This is a genomic window from Candidatus Binatia bacterium, assembly GCA_023150935.1.
Classification (GTDB): Bacteria; Desulfobacterota; Binatia; order HRBIN30; family HRBIN30; genus JAKLJW01.
The window spans coordinates 1-444 of record JAKLJW010000107.1 but is presented as its reverse complement, the minus strand read 5'-3'; the positions used below and the strand labels follow the sequence as shown (position 1 = coordinate 444).

Annotated in this window: 1 protein-coding gene; it reads left to right on the top strand. The window is 66.0% G+C overall.

Going from position 1 to position 444, the window contains the following annotated elements:
• Window positions 1-203: 203 nt before the first annotated feature.
• The coding region (locus L6Q96_23165) for a four helix bundle protein (GenBank protein ID MCK6557450.1) at window positions 204-444 on the top strand (241 nt) is incomplete at its 3' end.

Genomic DNA, 444 nt, shown 5'->3' with positions numbered 1-444 from the left:
TGTACCGCTTCGCTGAGTACGTGAACGGGGTGGAAGCCGACCGCCGAAGCTCACCAGCCGGCGCCGGATCGGAAAGGGTGCTGGTTGGACACCCATACCGTGGAGGTCCTCGCATCCCCCGAATAGAGACGTGGGTGTCCGCCATCTGCCCCGCTGACGGGAACCGACCCCGATCCGAGGGCAAGTCGCTGCGAGCCGATGCGATGGCTTTACGGGCTGCGGATCTCATCCCGGTGGTACAGAAGTCGTACGATCTGTGCGCGGGGTTGTATACTCACGTGAACCGGTTCCCGCGCGCCCAGCGGGGACTCCTGGGCCGCGTGATTCTGGAGGATGCGCTGCAAATGCTGGTGTCGCTGACGGTAGCCAACCGGCGCGCGGACAAGGCGGAGACGCTGCGGGAGGCCAGTGGGCGGTTGGATGCGCTGCGCATCACGCTACGGC